Origin of the sequence: Ruegeria sp. R8_1 (assembly GCF_017743815.1) — a bacterium.
In the GTDB taxonomy this organism is placed as follows: Bacteria; Pseudomonadota; Alphaproteobacteria; order Rhodobacterales; family Rhodobacteraceae; genus Ruegeria; species Ruegeria lacuscaerulensis_A.
In genome coordinates this window covers 392,739-407,276 of sequence record NZ_JAGHRL010000001.1, presented here as the reverse complement: position 1 = coordinate 407,276, position 14,538 = coordinate 392,739, and the positions used below count along the sequence as shown (strand labels likewise).

Below are 14,538 nucleotides of genomic sequence, written 5' to 3'. Positions count from 1 at the left end.
ATCGCGTCAATTCAGCTTGGATAGCTTTTGCTGCAGCTCAGCCAGTTGTTTCTTGATTTCGTCCAGATCCTCTTTGGGTTCTGTCGCAGGCTGTTCTTCTTTGTCCGGGCCGGACCAGTTACCCGAAAGTCCACCGGTCATCGCCTTCAAAAACGCCTGTTGCTGCGCCTGCATAGCTTCGAACCCCGGCATCTGCGACATCGGGTTCATGGCGTTCATGTTTTCCATCATCTTCGACTGGCTTTCGCGCAGCATCTCGAACGAGCTTTGCAGGAACTGAGGCATCATACCCCCGCCCGGCAGCATGTAGCTGCGGACCAGATCGTTTAGCACGTTCACCGGCAGAACGTTTTCGCCCCGGCTTTCGTGTTCCGCAATGATTTGCAACAGATATTGGCGTGTCAGGTCATCACCTGTCTTCAGGTCGATAATCTGCACTTCGCGCCCATCGCGAATGAACACCGCGATATCCTCTAGCGTGACGTAGTCGCTGGTCTCGGTGTTATACAGCCGACGGCTGGCATAGCGTTTGATCAACAACGGTTTTTCTTGTTCTGACACCGTTAACCCTCCCCAAGGATGATGCGTTGCAGCAGAGATTATGCGACTGCAGAACAAAAAGAAAGGGCAGGTCTTTCGACCTGCCCGACGCGATTGCACCAGATGGGAGGATGGGTGCGCCTCGCGGCCTTACTTACTTGGCAGCTGTTGCTTTCTTGGCAGCAGCAGTCACCTCGTTGGTGGCTTTCTTGACAGCAGCAGTTGCGTCTTCTGCAGCGTCCTTACCGGCAGCCATCAGCAGCTCGACGGTTTCGCTCTGAACTTTTTTCGCGATTTCAGCGAAAGCAGCCATGTTTTCAGCGGCAACTTCGGCCGACGCGCTTGCGAAGTCGGTTGCGGCTTTTGCGTAGTCAGCAGGCTCTGCTTTTGCTTTCGACATCTCGGTCAGTTTGGCCAGGGTGTCTTTGGTCCATTTGTTCGAGATTTCTGCCGATTTCTCTGCAGCTTCCAGAGCAACACCCGACAGTTTTTCGTTCAGGGTTGCGGTCGACTTGAAGGCACCTTCCAGTGCGGTGGTGTCAACGGGAAACGCGCCCATGATGTCTTTCAGAGCAGCGGTGAAGTCTTGTGTCTTAGCCATTGTCCAAATCCTTTTTGCCGAACCGGGCCTGCCCCGGTTTTCATCAGCTTGAGGACAATATGATTGCCGCACTGCAGCATTGCAAGAATTTTCTTGCTGCAGTGCAGAAAAAACTTTGAGTTCCCTGATAAATCAATCGGTTGCCTTGACCAAAACATAGGTTCCGGGTGCCGGACACAAAGACGGATGGTCCGAATCGCCCGGTTCACGCGCCGGGATTTGCTTGCCAGAACGCTTTTTCAACCAAGCTTCCCAAAGAGGCCACCACGATCCCTCATGGAAATCCGCCTCTTTCATCCAACCATCGGCATCTGCCTTTAAATCTGGATTGGTATAGTGTCCGTATTTCTTCTTGCTGGGCGGATTTACGATCCCCGCGATGTGGCCGGATTGCGAGACAACAAACGTTTTTGACCGCGAGCCCATCTGCTGCACGCCACGGTAGCAGGCTTTCCATGCCGCGATGTGATCCGTTTCGCATGTTATGGCCATCAATGGCACATCCACATCGCGGATATGCAGATTATGCCCCAATAGCTCGAACCCATCATTGACGAAATCATTGCTTTGGCAAAGACCCCGCAGGTATTCGACTGCCATCCGACCGGGCAGGTTTGCGCCATCCCCGTTCCAGAACAACAGATCAAAGGCCGGGGGGGTTTCGCCCATCATATAACTACGGATTGCAGGACCATAGATCAGGTCATTGGACCGAAGGAAAGACATCGTTCGCCCAACCACCCAGGCTTTGAGAACCCCGTCTTTGCCGACCTGATCCTCGATCCCGTCGACAAAGTCATTCTGGAGGAACGGGGTAAACTCGCCCTGATCTCCGAAATCGGTCAAGGTGGTGAAGAATGTGGCCGACTTGATCGACTTGTCCCCGCGCTGTTTGAGCAGCGACAAGGTCAAACTAAGCGTCGTTCCCGCAATACAATAGCCGACAGCGTTGACCTGCTTGACCTTGCAGATCTGTTTCACCTGCTCAATCGCGGTCAGATAGCCTTGCTCGATATAGTCGCCCATCCCGATATCCGCGTGGGAGGCATTCGCGTTCGCCCAACTGACAACGAATAGAGTATAGCCTTGTTCAGTCACCCACTTGATCAGGCTGTTCTGCGCCTTGAGGTCCAGAATGTAGAATTTGTTGATCCAAGGCGGAAACAGAATGATCGGTGTTTCGAAAACGGTCTCGGTCGCGGGTTTGTACTGGATCAGCTCCATCAACTCATTGCGGTAGACCACCTCACCCGGTGTCGTGGCGATATTGCCTCCAATCTCGAACGCGCTGTCATCGGCCAGACGTACGACCATCTCGCCATTGTTGGCTTCGAGATCAGAGACGAGATTCTCCAGACCTTTGATCAAGGATTGACCTTCGGTCTCAACCGCCTTTTCCAAGGCATCGGGGTTTGTGGCCAGAAAATTCGTAGGGGACATCATGTCGATGATCTGCTGCGAGAAAAACTGAAGCCGCTGCTTGTCTTTTTCGGGCATATCGTCAACTGACGCGACCGCCTGAGCGATCGCTTTGGCGTTTGTCTGATATTGCTGGCGTACAAAGCGGAAATAGGGGTTTGTGTCCCACATCGGGTTGGAAAACCGCTTGTCCTTCGGGCCGGGTTCCTCAGCATCGGTGTTTCCGGACGCAAGGGCCTGCTGCGCTTCGGCAAAGTTCAGAACTGACTTTCCCCAAAACTCGATCTGATGCTCCAACAGCTTGGCAGGATTTTGCCATGCCTCGGTCATATAGGCCGTTGCTGCTTTTGCAAAAAGATCTTGATTCGGGCCATCTAACGCAGGGGAATGCGGAGTTTTTCCGGCCATGACTTCAACCAGTCGCTTCGACAAAGCTTCGACTTTATTCATATTTTCTTTAAGCCGTTCAAGGTGTTCCTCGGTTAGCTCTGGCGATCGGTCTTCGGTTGTTGTCATTTTAACAATTCCCCCCTACTATTTTCTGCTATGCAGAATAACGTCGCGGAAACTATAAGGCAAAGCGACGAAAAGTCCTTACGTACAGGCTGACACTCATAGGGGGCCCAATCCATGCGCTACATGATGACCTACGATCTGATGGAAACCATGCGCAATACCAACCAATGGATGGGCGCGACAGCCAGTGCGATGGCTTCGTACCCGCTGTTTGCAATGGTGCCCAATCCCGCATTCAGCATGATGGCTGCCTGGGGCGAAGTGACCGAACGGACATTTCAGCGTATGGTGGCAAAGCCAGACTGGGGCATTCGCACCTTCACCTGCGAAGATGGTAAGGACCACCTGGTAGACATCGTGCCAGTGTTGGAGCGTCCTTTCGGCGACCTGATCCACATCCGCGTCAACGGACGAGAGGAGCAACCCCGCAAGGTTTTGTTGGTTGCACCCATGTCCGGGCACTACGCCACTCTGCTGCGGTCCACAGTCAAAAGCCTGCTGGTCAATTGCGAAGTTTACATCACCGATTGGCACAATGCGCGCGACATACCCGTGTCCGAAGGCAAGTTCGACGTCGAGGACTATACGCTGTACCTTGTCGACTTCATGAAGGAACTCGGCCCCGAAACGCATGTGGTGGCCGTTTGCCAGCCTGCACCATTGACGCTGGCGGCAACCGCTTATCTGGCAGAGGTCGAGCCAAAGGCACAACCCTGCACCCTGACCCTGATCGGTGGTCCGGTAGACCCGGATGCAACACCGACTGACGTCACCGATTTTGGCCGCCGAGTGACCATGGGGCAGTTGGAAGAAACGATGATTCAACGCGTGGGCTTCAAGTATAAAGGCGTGGGGCGCATGGTCTATCCTGGCCTGCTGCAGCTTGCATCCTTCATGTCGATGAATGCGGATCGCCACTCCAAGGCGTTCTCGGACCAAATTCAGCGCGTCATGCGCGGTGAGGCATCGGATCATGACGCACATAACCGCTTTTACGATGAATACCTTGCAGTGATGGACATGACGGCCGAGTTCTACCTGTCCACCGTGGAACGCATCTTCAAAAACCGTGAGATTGCGAAGAACGAATTCATTGTAGCGGGACACAAAGTAGATATCGGCAAGATCACCGACGTAGCAGTGAAAACGGTTGAAGGCGCGAATGACGATATCTCTGCGCCTGGCCAGTGTATCGCAGCGCTTGAACTTTGCACCGGCCTGCCGGATTCGAAAAAAGCCAGCCACGTCGAGCCCGGCGCTGGCCACTACGGCATCTTCGCAGGGCGAAGCTGGCGCGACAATATTCGTCCGTTGGTCATCGATTTCATGAACGCCAACACGCGCAAGCCACGGCGCCGCCCGGCAAATAAAAACAAAGTCGCCTGACCAAGATGCGCAAGGCAAAGGCAGTGGATACAGCCTTTGCCTGTTCGTGTGGTTGTTTGCGCGGTCATATTACCGCGGCAGGTATCAAGTCTTCGACACATGTCGTTTGCTATTGCAACGACTGCCGCGCGGCCCAGCTGTATTTCAACCAACCCGATCCCGCGCCCGGGCCGGTCGAAGTTCTGCAGATGTTGCCCGAAGAAGTTCGTATCGAAACCGGTGCCGAATATTTGGCATTGATGCAACTCAGCCCAAAAGGAATGCTGCGCTGGTACGCCAGTTGTTGCGATGCCCCATTGGCCACCACGTCGCGCACAGCGAAATTCCCATTCGCTGGTTTCATTGTCGCGCGCATATTGGATACATCCGCCCTCGGCCCTGTCACCACACGTGGCTTTGTTCCAAAGCCCGGCGGCAAGCAAGAGCATGAAAAGCTGGGCTACGCGGCTTTCGGGCTTGTCTCACGGGTACTCAAGTCGCTTTTGACAGGAAGCTGGAAGCACACTCCGTTTTTTGACATCGGCACGGGTGATCCGATCAGACCCCCTGTTATCTTAACCAAGGCTGAACGTTCAGCACTTTATAAGTAAGGCAACCCGACTCTAATATTCAGCCATTCTTCCAGCGCTTGCGTGACTTCTGCGGGCGTCTCTAGAGGGGGCAAGTGCCCTGCGTCTTCCATAACCTTCAGTTCGGCGCTTGGGATCATCTCGGCCATGAACCGGTGCCGCTTAACTGGCGTAAGCTGATCATGTGCCCCGCAAATGATCAGTGTCGGCACGTTTATGTGCCTCAGCGCAGGTTGCTGATCCGCGCGCCTCTGCAGCGCCCGCATCTGCCGTTCAAACAGCTCTGGCCCCTGATCCTTTGCCATGGCCATAACCTCGTTCAAAATCGGCACGCGCCCCGGCCCCGGAGCAAGCGTCTCCGTTCCAATCAAGCGCTGCATGATTTCTTCGAACCGGCCTGATTTGGCCCCTACGATCAACTCCTCTCGGTCAGCAGCTATCTGGGGTGTATCGGCCTGGGCGTCGGTAGACATCAGACACAAGCGCGTCACCCGGTCAGGGGCCCTGCGGACAAGTTCCAAAGCGACGACTCCGCCCATACTGAACCCGCAGAGCGCAAAGCGATGTGGCAACTGGTCCAACAACCCCGAGGCTATTTCCTCGATCCGCTCGCCGCCCGATACCGGGGCAACCGTCACCGCACGAGCACCAGAAATCTGCAAAATCTGGGCGCCGAACAACCGAGCATCACACATAAACCCGGGCAGAAATACCAACGGTTCAATCACACAGGGCCTCCCTGAAATCGACCACTTTGTGTTTCATTTTCCGTAAGATGCGTAGTTTTGTTGAACTGGGCAAGCAAAAGTTCAGGGGTAAGCGATCCCTTTGAATGGTGGAAAATCTGCATAGCGTGCGCGCCGTCGATTCTGATCTTCCTCCGGCTCCGCGCCGGGTCGCAACAGGCATCCGCGCGGCGCAATATAACTGTCGATCCGCTTGTGAGGGATCGGCCTCCAGACCAAATTGAACGCGCAGAGTTTGGGAAAAAACCATATCTCGGAATAGTCCAGATGATCGTGCATCCACCACGCCAGATCCCGCCAGTCGCGCCCTTGCTCATATTGATCGGCAAACCACGGGATGACGATCGAAGCCCCCGCTATGCGCGCGTCCCCTTCGCCCCGATCCCAGGTGTGGCACTCCAATGGATTGTCGTTGCGCGCGCAATTCAGCCGGTTTTCATTGCCGAACCGGTTCAGCGACGGCGACCGATAGCCCGAGCGTACGGCGACACGCCCAAAGGTTTCCTCCAAAGGATCCAGTAAGGTTTGGCACAGGGCCTGTCCTGTTTCAATTGCAAGGTTGGGTTTATCAGGAAGGTTTTGTTTTTCATGGAAATTCCCGATCTCGGAATACAGGAAATCGCGCATGTAGAAATGCTTGGACAGTCGCACGCGGCCCAGCGTCTCAAGGCTCCACATGCTGCCCGGTTTGCGCATGGTTATTCGACCCCCAGAGTTTTAAGCCATGCCAGAATACCCGATACGGTCGCATCGGTTTGCCCCGGCGACATCAGGCGTCCGGCTATGACATGCGATGCCGGATCATCCTCGGGGCCCATAGTCACCAGTTCGACCACAGCGGGTCCGCCCCAGGCTTGCGCAACTTTGTGGGTTAGATCAGGGCGCACCACCTGATCGTCATCCGAGAACCAGAATAACGCTGGCACCTGCGCATCCGAAAAATCAAGCGCATAGACCACATCCACCAATACAGTCATGGGAACCACTGCTTCCCAAGGATAGGACGCTGACCAATAGGTGTTCTTTTCTTCGTCCGGTCCCGAGACCTCTCGGGTTTGACCCATCAACAAAGGCAACCAGCTTCGCGCCCATGGCAAACCAGGAATCCAAGCCCCCGGCGCATTCACACCGAAATTCGGTGACACGAATACCATCCCCGCTACATCCTGGCTTAACTCAGGGTTTACCGCTGCTGCTGCTGCAAGTGTCCCGCCAGTCGAAGTTGAGATCACTACAACCTTTTCACCAACGGCGCGGGCTGCGGCCAATCCTTCGGCGACATCCTGCATCCAACCCGAAGCCGTGCCCTCAGCCATTGCCTCGCCACTGCGGCCATGACCTTGAAGCCGCGTGTAAACCAGATTGGCCCCAAGCGCATCGGCCACCAAATCAGGGACCGGGCGGATTTCCTCGGATGAAGCTGAAAACCCATGGAGATACAAAATCGAAACAGGTGTGCGCTGCTCTTTGAACCCGTCCTGCCAGATCACGCGCTTTTCGACACCGGGTACGATATCGTCATATGCCGCTTCTGTGCTTTCGAAATAGACCTGAATACCTTCCCCGAATTTGCGCGGCTCGAATGTGGGGTTGAGTTCCACCGGTTCGCGTGGACCAAACCAATAGGTCCCGACGCCTACCGCGACAAAGAGCAGACCAGTCCAAACCAATGCGCGCTTCATTGTGATGGCATCACGTCAAGTACCGCCTGTTCGATCAGCTCAAGACAAGGGCCATCCGAAAACCGATGGTCGGCGTCTTTGACCAGCAATAGCCTCGTATCCGGCCCGTCGGCGTGCTCCAGCAGACGAACGGCAGTTTCAGTGGACACGGCGGTATCCGCAGTGCCTTGCAAAAACCGAACTGGAAAGGGCAAATTCAGCGGTGCGCGCAAGACCAGCCTTTGCCGTCCGTCCTCAATCATCCGCTTGGTAATGACGTAAGGCTCCATATAGTCCGAGGGCAGTTCCACATGCCCGACCGTCTCCAGCGCCGCCTTCTGCGCATCACTGAACGAGGCCCAATACCCGTCCTCGGTAAAATCCGGCGCAGCAGCGATTGTGACCATCCCGGCGATCCGTTGCGGCATCGCTTTTGCCAACAGCAGCGCCTGCCAACCGCCCATCGATGATCCCACAACGACCAAGGGCCCTTCGGTCAGCGCCTCAACCGCCGCAACTGTATCCTCGTGCCAATCCCCAATGCAGCCCTCTTCGAACGTGCCGGAACTTTCCCCGTGCCCGGAGTAATCGAACCGCAAAAATGCCTGTCCGCGCGCCTTCGCCCACGCCTCAAGATGCACCGCCTTGGTGCCCTCCATATCCGACTTCAGCCCGCCCAGAAAAACGATTGTGGGCCCCACCCCTTCGCTTTTGTGATACGCCAACCGCCGCCCCTGCGCGGTGTCTATAAATTCAGCCACAGCCATAAAACCCTCTTTGCTTTCCCTGCATCATGCACGCCGCACCCCCAAGTGCAAATCCCCGATCCACCCTTCATCTGGCCAAAAATACCTCGGGGTGCGCGAGGGGCTGGCCCCTCGCTCCCGCCCTTGACACACGCGCACCCACCTGCCAAAGCAGCCAGACGCAAATAACCCGCAACCGGGCGTTCAGTGGGCGCCAAACCGACGAGGAGAGCCAACATGGCCTTGGATTCAAAATCCGTCTCTCTCACCTTTCCCGATGGCAATGCACGTTCCTATGACGCAGGTGTCACACCCGCGCAGGTGGCTGCCGATATCTCGACCTCGCTGGCCAAAAAGGCAATCTCGGCCACGGTCGATGGCAAGCATTGGGATTTGCAATGGCCTATTGAGTCCGACGCGCAAATCGCCATCCACACCATGAAGGATGAGGAACAGGCCAATGAGCTGATCCGCCACGATCTGGCCCACGTCATGGCCCGCGCCGTGCAGGAAATCTGGCCCGCGACCAAAGTCACCATCGGGCCCGTCATCGAAAACGGCTGGTACTATGACTTTGACCGTGAAGAGCCGTTCACGCCCGAAGATCTCGGCCTCATCGAGAAAAAGATGAAAGAGATCATCAACAAGCGCGACCCCGTCACCACCGAGGTCTGGGACCGCGACCGCGCGATCGAGTTCTACAAAGCCAATAACGAGCCCTATAAGGTCGAGCTGATCGAAGCCATTCCGGGCGATGAGCCACTGCGCATGTATTGGCACGGCCACTGGCAAGACCTGTGCCGTGGTCCACACCTGCAGCACACCGGCCAGTTGCCCGGTGACGCGTTCAAACTGATGTCCATCGCTGGTGCATACTGGCGCGGCGACAGCGACCGGGCGATGTTGCAACGCATCTACGGCGTCGCCTTCACCGGCAAGGAAAAGCTGAAAGCCCACCTGCATATGCTGGAAGAGGCCGCCAAACGCGACCACCGCAAGCTGGGCCGCGAGATGAACCTGTTCCACATGCAGGAAGAGGCCCCCGGCCAGATCTTCTGGCATCCGAATGGCTGGAAAATCTACACCACCCTGCAGGACTATATGCGCCGGATGCAGGAGCGTGACGGATATGTCGAGGTGAACACGCCTCAGGTCGTCGACCGTAAGCTGTGGGAGGCCTCGGGCCACTGGGACAAATACCAGGAAAACATGTTCATCGTCGAAGTGGACGAGGATCATGCCCGCGAAAAGGCGATCAACGCCCTGAAACCAATGAACTGCCCCTGCCACGTGCAGGTGTTCAATCAGGGCCTGAAATCGTATCGCGACCTGCCCCTGCGCATGGCCGAGTTTGGCTCCTGCGCGCGCTATGAGCCTTCGGGCGCGTTGCATGGGATCATGCGGGTGCGCGGCTTCACGCAGGATGATGGCCATATCTTCTGCGCCGAAGATCAGATCGAATCTGAGACCGCAAAGTTCATCGCCTTCCTCTCAAAGGTCTATGCCGATCTGGGTTTCCATGACTGGACCATCAAACTGTCCACCCGTCCCGAAAAGCGGATCGGGTCGGATGAAAGCTGGGATCTGGTCGAAAAGGCCCTTGGTGATGCCTGCAAGGCGGCCGGGTACGACTATGAGATCCTCGAAGGCGAAGGCGCGTTCTACGGACCCAAACTGGAGTTCACTCTTACCGATGCGATCGGGCGCAACTGGCAATGCGGCACGCTGCAGGTTGACCCCAACCTGCCCGAGCGTCTGGATGCCAGCTTTGTCGGCGCAGACGGCGCGAAACATCGTCCCTTCATGCTGCACCGTGCGACTCTGGGCTCGTTCGAACGTTTCATCGGCATCCTGATCGAGGAACACGCGGGCAAACTGCCCTTCTGGCTTGCCCCGCGTCAGGTGGTTGTCGCCTCGATCACCTCCGAGGCGGATGACTACGTCAATGAAGTGGTCGAAACCCTGCGCACCGCTGGTGTCCGGGCCGAGGCCGACATTCGCAATGAGAAAATCAACTACAAGGTTCGCGAGCATTCAGTCGGCAAAGTGCCGGTCATCCTGGCCGTCGGTCACCGTGAAGTTGAGGAACGCACCGTCAGCGTTCGCCGTCTGGGTGAGAAACAAACACAGGTTCAATCACTTGAGGCTGTAACAATTGAACTTTCCAAGTCGGCGACTCCGCCCGATCTGCTGTAACATTCGGTGAAAATTCATCGCTGATCCGGCCCCGAGATAGGGGCCGGGTTGAAATATTTTCCTTTTTAGATTTCAAAAACAATGTGTTAACCTGCAATAGGGCATGACAGTGCCTGACGGGGTTGTGAGACACGGGCTCGTGAATTCAACTCTGCCACTCAAGCTACTACCTTTGTTAGTGTCAAACACGGACATACGCAGTCATCAAAAGGATTACCGAGATGTCGAACACCGCTAAATCCCTGGTTATCGCAACCGCAGTCGCAGCCGCTGTCTCTGGCGCTGCCACCACCGCAACCGCCCAAGCCAAAGAAAAATGCTATGGCGTTTCGCTGGCAGGTGAAAACGATTGCGCAGCCGGCCCCGGCACGACCTGCGCCGGCACTTCGACCGTAGATTATCAGGGTAACGCATGGACGCTGGTCGACGCAGGCACCTGCGCCGATATCGAGCTGCCCCAGACCGCAGACGGTTCGGACCGCAAAGGCTCGCTCGAGCCGCTGGACCGCGACCTGCCGGCATAAGCCCGCGCTTAGGAAAACCGAAGGGGCGGGCCTTGTCGCCCGCCTCTTTGTCGCGAACCGGAGACTATTGTAATGCTGGACAACGCTATTCGATCAAACAGACTGCCCGCAGCGCCGGGTGTCGGATACAAACCTCAGCATTTTCAGCAGATTCTGGAACACGCGCATCCGGTGGCATGGCTGGAAATCCATGCCGAGAATTACATGGGCGATGGCGGACGCCCGCTGGCGCAACTGCGCCACCTGTCGGAACAGTTTCCTATTTCTGTGCATGGTGTCGGCCTGTCCATTGGCGGGGAAACCCCGCTGGACCCTGATCATCTGGCCCGGTTGAAACACTTGGTCGGTTGGTTGAACCCTGCCAGCTTTTCCGAACATCTGGCATGGTCGACCCATGACAGCCACTTCCTGAACGACCTGTTGCCTCTGCCCTATACTGACGCAACACTTGCCCGTATTTGCGAACACATCGATCAGGTACAAGAGGTTGTCGGGCGGCAGATGCTACTGGAAAACCCTTCCAGCTATTTGGCGTTCGAGGAAAGTACGTGGTCCGAGCCTGACTTCCTGCGCGAAATCTCGCGCCGCACTGGCTGCGGCCTTTTGCTAGACGTGAACAATGTTTTCGTCTCGGCCACTAATCTGGATTTCTCGCCGCAAGGCTATATCGACGCCTATCCACTGGAAAAAGTTGGCGAAATTCATCTAGGCGGACACGACGAAGACGAGGACGATCACGGTCGCCCCCTGCTGATCGACAGCCACGGGCGCGAGGTCGTGGACCCCGTCTGGGCCTTGCTGGACTACGTGCTGGAAAGATCGGGTCCGAAACCAGTCCTTATCGAATGGGATACAGACGTTCCCGAATGGCCTGTTCTTCGAGCCGAGGCTGACCGTGCACAAGCGGCATTGGACCGCATCCCGGCATGAGCGTGTCTCAATCCACCTTTCACACTGCCCTTTTGAACCCGTCTGAGGCGGTTCCAGAGGGGTTGGTGGATGCCCGCGCCCAACCGGCAGGCCGACGGTTCAGCGTTTATCGCAACAATGTTGCGGTGTCCCTGACCGAATCAATGCATCAGGCCTTCCCGGTAATCGCAAAGCTATTAGGCTCTCAGAACATGGATGGTCTGTCGGGCATTTTCCTACGCCAGCACCCTCCGACGACGCCGATGATGATGTTCTACGGCGAAGCATTCCCTGAATTTCTGGCGGGAATGGAGCAGCTTTCGCACCTGGGATATTTGCCCGACGTTGCCCGGTTAGAACTGGCACTGCGTCGCTCGTACCACGCGGCGGACAGCACGCCTGCACCGGGTGACGCTCTGGCCGTGGACCCAGAACAGGTCATGCGGGCCAAGCTGCAATTCGCACCATCAATGCAGGTGGTCCGCTCAGAGTGGCCAATATTCTCTTTGTGGCGGTTCAACACCATGGACGACGCCCCCAAACCCCAACCCGGTGCTGAAGACGTGCTGGTGACCCGCCCCGAATTTGATCCCGCGCCGCATCTGCTGCCTGCAGGCGGCGCAGATTGGATATCTAAGATGCAGACTGGTCATACGATCGGTCAAGCATTCGAAAGCGTATCCGCTACCACCCCCGAGTTCGATCTTGGGGCCACTCTGGCGCCTCTGCTTCAAGGTGGCGCCATTACTTCTGTGACTATCGAAAGGCTGGCACAATGACTGCCCTGATCTCTCTTCACAACAATGTCCTGGGACGGCTGGACAGCTCGGCCAACTGGCTGACACCGACCCTGGCACGGCTTGTTTTTGTTGCTGTATTGCTTGTTTACTACTGGAATTCGGCCACTCTGAAGATTGACGGGTCGATCTTCTCGGCGTCAGCCGGTGCCTTTGGCCAGATCTTCCCCAAAGCGGCTGAAGCCGTTTTGTATGACGTCACCCAGATGACCTTCTTCCAGCGCATCGTGATCTTCTTCGGCACCGTGGCCGAGTTCGTCCTGCCTGCGCTTCTGCTGGTTGGCCTTCTGACCCGCGTTGCTGCCCTAGCCATGATCGGCTTCGTCTGGGTCCAGACCATCGTTGATGTCGCCGGGCACGGCGTGAAACTGGGTGGTCTGTTCGACAACGCCGTCACCTTGATGGATCAGCGTGTGATGTGGACCTTCCTGTTCCTGGTCATCGTGATCAACGGCGCAGGCCCGATTTCCATCGACCGCATCCTGCGCCTGAAGTGATCTAGAAATGCGCCTTGGGCTCGTCCGGTTTACCCGCGGCCAGCCCAAGGACCCCCGCGACCCCTGCAAATGCAACGGGGAACATGGTAAAGGCATTGAAACCAAACGCGTAATACATGCCGCCTGCTGAGATCAGCAACAATAGCCCCCCAACCAATGCCCGCGCCTTGGCCATGGCCCCCCCGGCAATCGCCAGCAGAGGCGCAAGGATCGAGGCCGTCTGGATCAGTTGCGCGTTGTCCACCTGCTCGGCCAACCCGCCAATCTCGCCGTACCGGTCGATCAGTTCGACATAGCCATAGCCGACAAAGCCGACCAACATGCCGATTAGCCCGGCAATCACACCCAAAATCATCGCTGCGTTACGCATCTTTCGCCCTCTTGCTTGCGCCTTTGCAGATAAGCATCCGCTCAGTCGACGCCAAGAGCCGCCTTCGTCGCCGCCGTCCAGCCAAGAAAAAGCTGCCCGTCACGCTCGATCAAAGGACGTTTCATCAAGGTCGGATGATCGTGCAACAACTCCAATGGTGCCCGGGCGCGTTCGTCTTCGCTTAGGCCCCGCCATGTCGTGGACCGGGTGTTGAGCAAAGCCTCGCCGAAATGTGTAAGAGCCCTAGAAAGCACTGTTTCAGGCACGCCATCGGCGCGCACGTCGATGAATTCAACATCCTGCAATGACTTCAATGCCTTACGGCAGGTGTCACAGTTCTTTAGTCCATATAGGCGCATTTTCGGGGGCTTCCTGTGCTTGTGCGAATTTTAGGCAAATTCGCCAACGTGTTCCGGTAATTCTTGATTTTTTACTTCACCGTGCAATGTTGAAAAAGACGAAATACGCAATTCGGGCCGAAGCGTGTGGGCGCGGCGGTGATGAAAGGCGGTGGCGTCAATCACTTCCCCCACCAATTTGTGGGACAACGTGTAAGTAGAAGGAGACACGGGAAATGCCAACTGGCACCGTGAAATGGTTTAATACCACTAAAGGCTATGGGTTTATTGCCCCTGATGAAGGTGGCAAGGACGTATTTGTACATATCTCGGCTGTTGAACGGTCAGGTCTGACCGGGCTCGCAGACAATCAGAAAGTCTCATACGAATTGCAGGACGGACGCGACGGTCGCCAGATGGCCGCCGATTTGAAACCGTTGTAAGGCCCCCTCCCGACGGGAAGACAAAGCAGGGCAACGGCCAATTTCCGGCCGTTGACCAATTATGGTTCGACCAATGTTAACCGCGCGCCGGATCTGCGTCGGCGTGCGAGAACCAGTCTTGACCCATCGCAACGATGCAGGACGTACCGGTCGAGTAAGTGACAACCATCGTCCAATCACCTTTTTCGCTAGTCCAGACTTCCATGATCTGTTCGGGACTGCGCACCCCGGTGGCCGCGCGCTGCGAGCCGAATTGACGTTCAAGCTTGTCGTGCATTCG

19 protein-coding genes are annotated in these 14,538 nt (G+C 56.4%); 8 read left to right on the top strand and 11 right to left on the bottom strand.

The features are described 5' to 3' along the window. Positions 1-6: 6 nt before the first annotated feature. The 3 genes from phaR to phaC form a co-directional block, all read right to left on the bottom strand. The gene (gene phaR / locus J7380_RS02055; RefSeq protein WP_209194266.1) at positions 7-561 is read right to left on the bottom strand and encodes a polyhydroxyalkanoate synthesis repressor PhaR; all 555 of its coding nucleotides are present in this window, start codon (positions 559-561) and stop codon (positions 7-9) included. 133 nt (positions 562-694) lie between these two features. Further along, entirely contained in the window at positions 695-1,141 is a 447-nt protein-coding gene (locus tag J7380_RS02050; protein WP_170354599.1) for a phasin family protein, read from the bottom strand. Between the two features lie 132 nt (positions 1,142-1,273). After that, positions 1,274-3,076 carry a class I poly(R)-hydroxyalkanoic acid synthase gene (gene phaC, locus J7380_RS02045; protein ID WP_209194265.1) on the bottom strand — a complete coding sequence of 601 codons (1,803 nt, stop codon included), beginning with the start codon at positions 3,074-3,076 and terminating at the stop codon, positions 1,274-1,276. A gap of 114 nt (positions 3,077-3,190) precedes the next feature. On the opposite strand from phaC, the gene phaZ reads away from it, so the two are divergent. After that, the gene (phaZ, locus tag J7380_RS02040; RefSeq protein ID WP_209194264.1) at positions 3,191-4,462 is read left to right on the top strand and encodes a polyhydroxyalkanoate depolymerase; all 1,272 of its coding nucleotides are present in this window, start codon (positions 3,191-3,193) and stop codon (positions 4,460-4,462) included. A gap of 5 nt (positions 4,463-4,467) precedes the next feature. Then, positions 4,468-5,052, top strand: a complete 585-nt coding sequence (locus tag J7380_RS02035; RefSeq protein ID WP_209194263.1) for a DUF6151 family protein — start codon at positions 4,468-4,470, stop codon at positions 5,050-5,052. Here the strand turns inward: J7380_RS02035 and J7380_RS02030 are convergent. The 4 genes from J7380_RS02030 to J7380_RS02015 all read right to left on the bottom strand — a co-directional run bounded on the left by J7380_RS02030 (position 5,043) and on the right by J7380_RS02015 (position 8,205). Continuing rightward, on the bottom strand, positions 5,043-5,759 hold the full coding sequence (locus J7380_RS02030; protein WP_209194262.1) for an alpha/beta hydrolase: 717 nt from the start codon (positions 5,757-5,759) through the stop codon (positions 5,043-5,045). The genes J7380_RS02035 and J7380_RS02030 overlap by 10 nt on opposite strands. An 81-nt stretch (positions 5,760-5,840) precedes the next feature. After that, positions 5,841-6,455, bottom strand: coding sequence for a hypothetical protein (locus tag J7380_RS02025; RefSeq protein ID WP_209194615.1), 615 nt, complete (start codon positions 6,453-6,455; stop codon positions 5,841-5,843). Positions 6,456-6,475: 20 nt separating this feature from the next. Beyond that, positions 6,476-7,459 carry an alpha/beta fold hydrolase gene (locus tag J7380_RS02020; protein ID WP_209194261.1) on the bottom strand — a complete coding sequence of 328 codons (984 nt, stop codon included), beginning with the start codon at positions 7,457-7,459 and terminating at the stop codon, positions 6,476-6,478. After that, positions 7,456-8,205 (bottom strand): alpha/beta hydrolase, encoded by a 750-nt coding sequence (locus J7380_RS02015; protein ID WP_209194260.1) that lies wholly within the window; start codon positions 8,203-8,205, stop codon positions 7,456-7,458. Before J7380_RS02015 ends, J7380_RS02020 begins: the two co-directional genes overlap by 4 nt. 216 nt (positions 8,206-8,421) lie before the next feature. Between J7380_RS02015 and thrS the strand changes: the two genes are divergently transcribed. The 5 genes from thrS to J7380_RS01990 all read left to right on the top strand — a co-directional run bounded on the left by thrS (position 8,422) and on the right by J7380_RS01990 (position 13,107). Continuing rightward, positions 8,422-10,380 (top strand): threonine--tRNA ligase, encoded by a 1,959-nt coding sequence (gene thrS, locus J7380_RS02010; protein WP_209194259.1) that lies wholly within the window; start codon positions 8,422-8,424, stop codon positions 10,378-10,380. Between the two features lie 221 nt (positions 10,381-10,601). After that, a complete protein-coding gene (locus J7380_RS02005) occupies positions 10,602-10,904 on the top strand; it encodes a DUF2282 domain-containing protein (RefSeq protein WP_170354607.1) in 303 nt (100 codons plus the stop codon). Positions 10,905-10,976: 72 nt separating this feature from the next. Then, positions 10,977-11,834: a DUF692 domain-containing protein gene (locus J7380_RS02000; RefSeq protein ID WP_209194257.1), complete on the top strand. Its 858-nt coding sequence runs from the start codon at positions 10,977-10,979 to the stop codon at positions 11,832-11,834. After that, positions 11,831-12,592, top strand: coding sequence for a DNA-binding domain-containing protein (locus J7380_RS01995; protein ID WP_209194255.1), 762 nt, complete (start codon positions 11,831-11,833; stop codon positions 12,590-12,592). Before J7380_RS02000 ends, J7380_RS01995 begins: the two co-directional genes overlap by 4 nt. Next, positions 12,589-13,107, top strand: a complete 519-nt coding sequence (locus J7380_RS01990; protein WP_209194253.1) for a DoxX family membrane protein — start codon at positions 12,589-12,591, stop codon at positions 13,105-13,107. The genes J7380_RS01995 and J7380_RS01990 overlap by 4 nt, the downstream gene beginning before the upstream one ends. A gap of 1 nt (position 13,108) precedes the next feature. Here J7380_RS01990 and J7380_RS01985 read toward each other — a convergent pair whose 3' ends face one another. Genes J7380_RS01985 through J7380_RS20490 form a run of 3 tightly spaced genes read right to left on the bottom strand, consistent with a single transcriptional unit; the run spans position 13,109 to position 14,001 of the window. Then, the gene (locus tag J7380_RS01985; protein WP_209194251.1) at positions 13,109-13,477 is read right to left on the bottom strand and encodes a hypothetical protein; all 369 of its coding nucleotides are present in this window, start codon (positions 13,475-13,477) and stop codon (positions 13,109-13,111) included. Positions 13,478-13,518: 41 nt separating this feature from the next. Beyond that, on the bottom strand, positions 13,519-13,836 hold the full coding sequence (locus tag J7380_RS01980; RefSeq protein ID WP_209194250.1) for an ArsC/Spx/MgsR family protein: 318 nt from the start codon (positions 13,834-13,836) through the stop codon (positions 13,519-13,521). 30 nt (positions 13,837-13,866) lie between these two features. Then, a complete protein-coding gene (locus J7380_RS20490; protein WP_280635703.1) occupies positions 13,867-14,001 on the bottom strand; it encodes a hypothetical protein in 135 nt (44 codons plus the stop codon). A 50-nt stretch (positions 14,002-14,051) separates the two neighbouring features. Between J7380_RS20490 and J7380_RS01975 the strand changes: the two genes are divergently transcribed. Continuing rightward, complete coding sequence (locus J7380_RS01975; RefSeq protein ID WP_008758035.1) at positions 14,052-14,258, top strand: cold-shock protein; 207 nt, start codon at positions 14,052-14,054, stop codon at positions 14,256-14,258. Positions 14,259-14,334: 76 nt separating this feature from the next. Here the strand turns inward: J7380_RS01975 and J7380_RS01970 are convergent, their stop codons facing one another. Continuing rightward, positions 14,335-14,535 carry a hypothetical protein gene (locus J7380_RS01970; RefSeq protein ID WP_247742356.1) on the bottom strand — a complete coding sequence of 67 codons (201 nt, stop codon included), beginning with the start codon at positions 14,533-14,535 and terminating at the stop codon, positions 14,335-14,337. Positions 14,536-14,538 lie beyond the last annotated feature (3 nt).

Coding starts and splice junctions, on each gene's coding strand:
- thrS (WP_209194259.1), top strand. CDS start 8,422: ATGGCCTTGGATTCAAAATCCGTCTCTCTCACCTTTCCCGATGGCAAT.
- J7380_RS02035 (WP_209194263.1), top strand. CDS start 4,468: ATGCGCAAGGCAAAGGCAGTGGATACAGCCTTTGCCTGTTCGTGTGGT.
- phaC (WP_209194265.1), bottom strand. CDS start 3,076: ATGACAACAACCGAAGACCGATCGCCAGAGCTAACCGAGGAACACCTT.
- J7380_RS01995 (WP_209194255.1), top strand. CDS start 11,831: ATGAGCGTGTCTCAATCCACCTTTCACACTGCCCTTTTGAACCCGTCT.
- J7380_RS02025 (WP_209194615.1), bottom strand. CDS start 6,455: ATGTGGAGCCTTGAGACGCTGGGCCGCGTGCGACTGTCCAAGCATTTC.
- J7380_RS01970 (WP_247742356.1), bottom strand. CDS start 14,535: ATGCACGACAAGCTTGAACGTCAATTCGGCTCGCAGCGCGCGGCCACC.
- J7380_RS01985 (WP_209194251.1), bottom strand. CDS start 13,477: ATGCGTAACGCAGCGATGATTTTGGGTGTGATTGCCGGGCTAATCGGC.
- J7380_RS01975 (WP_008758035.1), top strand. CDS start 14,052: ATGCCAACTGGCACCGTGAAATGGTTTAATACCACTAAAGGCTATGGG.
- J7380_RS02000 (WP_209194257.1), top strand. CDS start 10,977: ATGCTGGACAACGCTATTCGATCAAACAGACTGCCCGCAGCGCCGGGT.
- J7380_RS02050 (WP_170354599.1), bottom strand. CDS start 1,141: ATGGCTAAGACACAAGACTTCACCGCTGCTCTGAAAGACATCATGGGC.
- J7380_RS01990 (WP_209194253.1), top strand. CDS start 12,589: ATGACTGCCCTGATCTCTCTTCACAACAATGTCCTGGGACGGCTGGAC.
- phaZ (WP_209194264.1), top strand. CDS start 3,191: ATGCGCTACATGATGACCTACGATCTGATGGAAACCATGCGCAATACC.
- J7380_RS02005 (WP_170354607.1), top strand. CDS start 10,602: ATGTCGAACACCGCTAAATCCCTGGTTATCGCAACCGCAGTCGCAGCC.
- J7380_RS02020 (WP_209194261.1), bottom strand. CDS start 7,459: ATGAAGCGCGCATTGGTTTGGACTGGTCTGCTCTTTGTCGCGGTAGGC.
- J7380_RS01980 (WP_209194250.1), bottom strand. CDS start 13,836: ATGCGCCTATATGGACTAAAGAACTGTGACACCTGCCGTAAGGCATTG.
- J7380_RS02015 (WP_209194260.1), bottom strand. CDS start 8,205: ATGGCTGTGGCTGAATTTATAGACACCGCGCAGGGGCGGCGGTTGGCG.